This is a genomic window from Bradyrhizobium sp. (genome assembly GCF_036009065.1).
GTDB lineage: Bacteria > Pseudomonadota > Alphaproteobacteria > Rhizobiales > Xanthobacteraceae > Bradyrhizobium.
Genome location: NZ_DASYMN010000385.1, coordinates 1 through 6171 on the forward strand (window position 1 = coordinate 1; position 6171 = coordinate 6171).

The 6171-nt window shown below is 60.1% G+C and carries 7 protein-coding genes; all 7 read left to right on the plus strand.

The features are described from left to right. Positions 1 to 952 (plus strand): xanthine dehydrogenase family protein molybdopterin-binding subunit (locus tag VGP39_RS23660; protein ID WP_327570525.1); only part of this gene is annotated, 952 nt, incomplete at its 5' end. Continuing rightward, on the plus strand, positions 949 to 1812 hold the full coding sequence (locus VGP39_RS23665) for an FAD binding domain-containing protein (RefSeq protein ID WP_327570526.1): 864 nt from the start codon (positions 949 to 951) through the stop codon (positions 1810 to 1812). The genes VGP39_RS23660 and VGP39_RS23665, both read left to right, overlap by 4 nt. Further along, the gene (locus VGP39_RS23670; protein ID WP_327570527.1) at positions 1812 to 2330 is read left to right on the plus strand and encodes a (2Fe-2S)-binding protein; all 519 of its coding nucleotides are present in this window, start codon (positions 1812 to 1814) and stop codon (positions 2328 to 2330) included. Before VGP39_RS23665 ends, VGP39_RS23670 begins: the two co-directional genes overlap by 1 nt. A 50-nt stretch (positions 2331 to 2380) precedes the next feature. Continuing rightward, positions 2381 to 3580, plus strand: a complete 1200-nt coding sequence (locus VGP39_RS23675; protein WP_327570528.1) for an amino acid ABC transporter substrate-binding protein — start codon at positions 2381 to 2383, stop codon at positions 3578 to 3580. A 28-nt stretch (positions 3581 to 3608) separates the two neighbouring features. Beyond that, positions 3609 to 4466, plus strand: a complete 858-nt coding sequence (locus VGP39_RS23680) for a branched-chain amino acid ABC transporter permease (RefSeq protein ID WP_327570529.1) — start codon at positions 3609 to 3611, stop codon at positions 4464 to 4466. Continuing rightward, positions 4463 to 5458, plus strand: coding sequence for a branched-chain amino acid ABC transporter permease (locus VGP39_RS23685; RefSeq protein ID WP_327570530.1), 996 nt, complete (start codon positions 4463 to 4465; stop codon positions 5456 to 5458). Before VGP39_RS23680 ends, VGP39_RS23685 begins: the two co-directional genes overlap by 4 nt. Beyond that, the coding region (locus VGP39_RS23690) for an ABC transporter ATP-binding protein (RefSeq protein ID WP_327570531.1) at positions 5455 to 6171 on the plus strand (717 nt) is incomplete at its 3' end. The genes VGP39_RS23685 and VGP39_RS23690, both read left to right, overlap by 4 nt.

The window sequence follows — 6171 nt, forward strand, 5'->3', positions numbered from 1 at the left end:
TGTGGTGTTCGGCTACGAACAGGCGGCATTGCAGATGACGCCTGACGGCATGCTCATCATCGACGTGCCGATCCAGAATCACGGCCAGGGGTTGGAGACGACGCTCGCCCAGGTCGCCAGTGAAGAACTCGGTATCGATCCAGCGCATGTCGTGGTGCGCCACGGCGATACCAGCCTCGCGCCCTACGGCATGGGTACGTTCGCGTCGCGTTCGATGGTGATGTCCGGCGGAGCGGTTGGGTGCGCGAGCGCCTTGCTGGCCGAAAAGATTAGCAAGATCGGCGCGCATCTGCTGCAGGTGTCGATCGATGGCGTTCGGCTCGAAGGCGGCTTTGTCGTCGTCAATGCACCTGGCGGCGCCAAGATCTCACTGACCGAAGTCGCGGTGGCCGCCTTCCTGCGGCCCGAGCGCCTCCCGGACGGCGTCGATCCCGGTCTGTCGGTGGTTGCCTCGTACCGGACGTCGAAGGACAGTGGCGCCTGGTCCTACGGCACCCACGCAGCGCTCGTCGCCGTCGACAAGGGAACCGGCCTCGTCAAAATTCTCGACTACGTTATTGCCCACGATTGCGGCACCATCGTTAATCCCATGATCGTGGACGGCCAGATGATGGGCGGGCTCGCGCAAGGCATCGGAACTGCGCTGTACGAGGAGATGCCGTACAATTCCGACGGGCAGCCGCTGGCATCCACCTTCATGGACTACCTGGTACCCGGCGCTTCGGAAATGCCGCCGACGAAAATCGAGCACTTTTCGCTGCCGTCGCCGATCACGCGTTACGGCATCAAGGGCATGGGCGAAGGCGGCGCCATTCCGCCGCCGGCGTCGATCTGCAATGCCGTCAACGACGCGCTACGGCGGCTCGGCGCCTCGGTCAACGAAACGCCGATGACGCCGGATCGTATCATCCGCGCACTAATCGACGCCGACGCAGGAAAGGTGGGGGCATGAAGCCTGGTGCCCTTACATATTTCCGCGCCGACTCGGTGCCGCAGGCGGTCGATCTGCTGGTCGAAGGCGGCATGGATGCGAAGGTGCTGGCGGGCGGCCAGTCGCTGGTGCCGATGCTGAACCTGCGAATGGTGGCGGCGGAGCGACTGGTCGATATCAGCGCGGTGCCAGCTTTGAAGACTTGGTCGGCCGACAGCAAGGAAGTCCGGATCGGCGCGTGCATCACGCACGAACAGATTCAGCTCGGCGAGATCGCCGATCCCTCCAATGGCCTGATGCCGAAAGTGGCTGCAGCCATTGCCTATCAGGCCGTCCGCAACCGCGGCACCATCGGCGGCAGCCTGGCGCTCGCCGATCCGTCGGCCGACTGGGTGACGACCACCGCGGCGCTGGGGGCCACGATTGAATGGCAAGGGCCCGACGGGCTCGGCAGCTCTCTCGCCGAAGAGTTCATTATCGCCGCGTACACCACGCAACTCGGCGGGTCCGATCTGCTCACCGGGATCCGGATTCCGCGCCTCGACCCGGACGCGAAGTGGGGCACCTACAAGATCTGCCGCAAGACCGGAGAATTCGCCCATGCCATGGCCATGGTGATCCGTGCGCCGGAGGCATCGCGCGCGTTCCTTGGTGCTACCGACGGTGCGCCCATTCGGCTGCCGCACACCGAGCAAGTGATTGGGGATATGCGGGACTGGCAGGCAGTGCAGGCGAAAGTACTAATGGATGCGATGGACGCCGACCTCAGTGCAAGCGGGCGCGAACTGTCCGACGTCCTGATTTGGCAATCGCGCACATGCCTGCTGCGGTCAGTGCAGATGAGCTTCGGCGTCGAAGCCATCGAACCCGAGGGCGTCTGATGCAAGCCATCGAACTAACCATCAATGGCGAGAGGTTGAAGACCACGGTCGATCCGCGGACGACGCTGGCTGATTTTCTGCGCGACCAGGCCGATGCTCGGTCGATTCATCTCGGTTGCGAGCACGGCGTCTGCGGCGGCTGCACGATCGTCATCAATGGCAAGATCGCGCGCTCCTGCATCGCGCTCGCCATGGCGATGGATGGCAGCGAGATATGGACCCTCGAGGGGCTGCGCGACGATCCCGCGATCGCGCAGCTTCGCGACAGCTTTCATCAATGCCATGGCCTGCAGTGCGGCTATTGCACGCCGGGCATGCTGATCACGGCGCGCGACATCATCGCCCGCTACGGCAATCCGGCAGAAGGAATTCTGCGGGACGCGCTAGCCGGCAACATCTGCCGTTGCACCGGCTACGCAGGAATCGTCGATGCCGTCCAGCATGCAGCTGTGCGGCTCCAACAGCATACCGACGACGCATCAGGCACCAATTCGCCGAAGGCGGTATCACCACGATAGACGGGGAGGCCACCGCTCGATTGGCTCACAGGTTTTTAAAGGGGAACAGCGTGAAGATAATAAGTTCGACTATCGCGGCAATCTCATTCGCGGCAATGGCGGTAACGCCGGCGCTCGCGCAGGAAACCATCCGCTTCGGCGCGCCGCTGGCGTTAACCGGACCATTGGCGGATGCCGGCAACAAATCGAAGCAGGGCTACGACGTCTGCGTTTCCGCCGTGAATGCCAAGGGCGGCGTCAACGTCGAGGGCAAGAGGCTCAAGCTCGAGCTCGTCGAATACGATTACCAGAGCGAGACCAACCGCGCGGTTCAGATCGTTCAGCGGCTGATCAACGTCGACAAGGTGCCGTTCCTGCTGTCGCCGTATGGCTCTGGCGACACCAAGGCCACGGCCGTTGTCGCCGAGCGCTACGGCGTACCGATGGTCGCTGCCGCGGCCGCAACCAAGACCGTGTTCGATCAGAATTTTCAGAATCTGTTCGGCGTGCTGTTCCCCAACAGCATGATCACCGAGGCCGAGGTCGCCTATTATAAGAAGAACGTGCCCGCTGCGAAGCGCCTCGCCATTCTTTCTCTCAATAGCCTTTTCCCGAAAGCGCTCGCCGGCGAATTGGTCGAAAGCGCCAAAACGCAGGGCTACGATGTCGTTTTCAATGCAAGCTATTCGCCAGACACCACTGATTTCTCTAACGTGCTGACGCAGATCAAATCGATCAACCCGGACTGGATCTACGCGACCGGCTATACGCAGGACCTAATCCTAGTCCGTCGTCAGATGGCGGATCTCGGAATCGCGGTCAAGATACTGACCATGACCGCAGCGCCGGCCTTTCCGGAATTCAAGGACAACGTGAAGCTCCTCGCTGATAACGTCACTACGAACTCCTGGTGGCATCAGAACGCCAATTACGAAGATGCGTTCCTGTTCGGCTCGTCCCTAAAGTATAACGACACGTTCAAGGAGCGGTACAAGCGGGATGCCACTTACCTCGAAGCTGCGGCGACTGCCGCGTGCCAGACACTGGTGATGGCGATCGAGGAAGCGAAGTCGACCTCGGCCGATGCGGTCCGCAAGGTCCTTCATGAGAAGACCTTCGATACGTTCTACGGGCCCATCCACTATGGGGCGTCTGGCCAGAACGACGTAAATGCCGCGCTGGTCATGCAGATTCAGGACGGCAAGCTGCTGGTTCTCGTGCCTGAAAAACTCAAGCAGGGCGATCTGCAAATCGGCGTTCCCAGGAAGTAATACGCGGTCATCACCTGAGGCGGGCATCATGTTGGCACAATACGTTGTAAACGGGCTGCTGATTGGGGGGCTGTATGCTTGCCTTGCGGTGGGCTTCTCCCTGGTGTGGGGCGTATTGAACGTTATCAACATGATGCACGGCTCCATGGTGGTGCTTGGCGCATACTTCTGTCTGTACGGCGTTCAGGATCTGGGGCTGCCCTTATATGCGGTCGCCCCTGCAGTTTGCGTGGCGTTGTTTATGTTCGGCTATGTCATGCAGCGGGGACTTCTGAATAGCGTCATTACGCAGCCGATCCTGATAACGCTGACACTCACTTTCGGACTTGATCTGATCGTAAACAATCTCATGCTCCACGTTTTCAGCGCCACGCCACGCTCGCTGGTTACCGACTACGGCATGCTGGAGGTTGCCGGCATACGGATCCCCATGGTCCGCGTTGGCGGCATGCTTGTCGCAGGCGTTCTCACCTTGCTGCTGTACTGGCTGCTGCGTCATTCCAAGACCGGCCGCGCCATTATCGCGGTGCGTATGGATCGGCACGCCGCAGCGCTGATGGGGATCCGGATTCCTCATATATACGCGCTGACCTTCGGCATCGGCGCGTTGATGGCGGGTGCTGCGGGTTGCGCAATGGCGCTCATCTATCCCGTCACGCCAATGATGTCGGGTCTGTTTCTCGGCAAAGCATTTGTCATTTGCGTGCTCGGTGGTCTGGGCAGCGTGCCGGGTGCCATCATCGGCGGCCTGGTGCTCGGAATTGTCGAAGGTATCGGTACGCTGACGCTTGGACAACAATGGGCGACTTGTGTCGGCTTCATCATGATGATGGCGGTGATTGTGCTGTTTCCGACCGGCCTTGCAGGCAAGAAGGGTTACGAATGATTTTCGATCGGGCCATAGTTGTTAAGCTGCTCCTTGGGATACTGCTGTTCGCGGTTGGAGCGTCGTTCTCCGTCGTTCTAGACAACTACTATCTCCAGGTCGGGACGACACTCGCAATGCTGTGTGTGCTGTGTTGGGCCTGGAATCTGGTTGGCGGCTACATGGGATATCCGTCGCTTTGCATGATCTCGTTCTTCGGGGTCGGTGCTTACGCCGACGGCATCGCGCAAGTGCAGGGACTGCCGATCTATGCCGCATGGGTGGTGGCGGCCGGCGTCGGCGCAGTTGTCGCTCTTGTGCTGGGCCTGCCGCTGCTTCGATTGAAGGGCCACTATTTCGCCGTCGGCACGATCGCGAGCGTAGAAGTGCTTCGCGAGATCGCCAATAATTGGGATACGCTGACGGGCGGCGCCATCGGCATGAACATTCCGATCCAGGCCGGCAATCCGGATTCAATCGGCCGGTTTTTCTTCTGCTCGATGCTGGGTCTTGCCTTCATCGCTTTCCTCATCACAGTGGTGGTAGATCGTACGCGGTTCGGCTTTGGGCTCCGCTGTATCCGTCAGAACGAACAGGCGGCGTCGATGGTCGGCATCGACGTCTTCAAATACAAGGTCAGCGCCTTTGTGCTGTCCGGCGCGCTTGGCGCCGCGGCAGGCGGAATTTATGCGTCGATGGTCGCCTTCATTGAACCAAAGGACGCGTTCAATCTGATTATGACCATTGAAATCCCTGTGATGGTGATGCTTGGCGGCATGGGCACGATCTTCGGGCCACTCATTGGCGGCGTCTTCTACGTCGTCCTGAAGGAATGTGTCTGGGCCTACTTCATCAACTGGCACAGCGGCATTCTCGGACTCATCATCGTCGCCGTGATTTACTTCCTTCCCGGCGGGGTGTTGGGGATCTCGTGGAGGACGGTATTCAGGCGGCTGAGCACTTCTCGGCAAGCCTCCTCGGCTGCACGTGAAATGGCGAGGCTGGCATCATGAGTGCATCGCACGCTCCCATTCTGGAGCTGAAGACAGTCTCGCGCGTGTTCGGGGGCATTCGTGCCGTCGACGATGTGAGCTTGAAGTTTTATGAAGGTGAAATTGTCGGCTTGATCGGTCCCAACGGGGCCGGAAAAACCACCCTTGTCAACCTGATCTCAGGTTTCCTTCCGGTCACCGGCGGCGACGTTATCTTTGAAGGCAAGAGCATCACGCGCAGCAAGCCGCACAGAATCGCACAAAGTGGAATCGCCCGCACCTTCCAGATCGTGCAGCCGTTCGCGAGAATGACGGTGCTGGAGAATGTGATGGCTGGCGCGATCTACGCCGGGCATTACCGCATGCGGCAGGCTCGTGAAAAGGCAATCGAGAGTCTGGAATTCACCAAACTTGTGCACCTCAAGGACATGCCGGCTTCGGAACTGGCATTGGCAAATCGCAAGCGGCTGGAGCTCGCCAAGAGTCTGGCAATGAACCCGCGCATTCTTATGCTCGACGAAGTCAATGCCGGTCTGAACTCATCGGAGATCGACGAGGCCATTAGCATGGTTCAATCGATTGCAGCCCGGGGCATCACGATCATCGTCATCGAGCATCTGATGCGTGTGGTGGCTGCCTTGGCGCAGCGCGCGGTCGTCTTGCATCATGGTGCCGTCGTAAGCGAAGGCCCGACGGACCAGGTCTTCCGCGATCAGCGCGTCATCGAAGCCTAT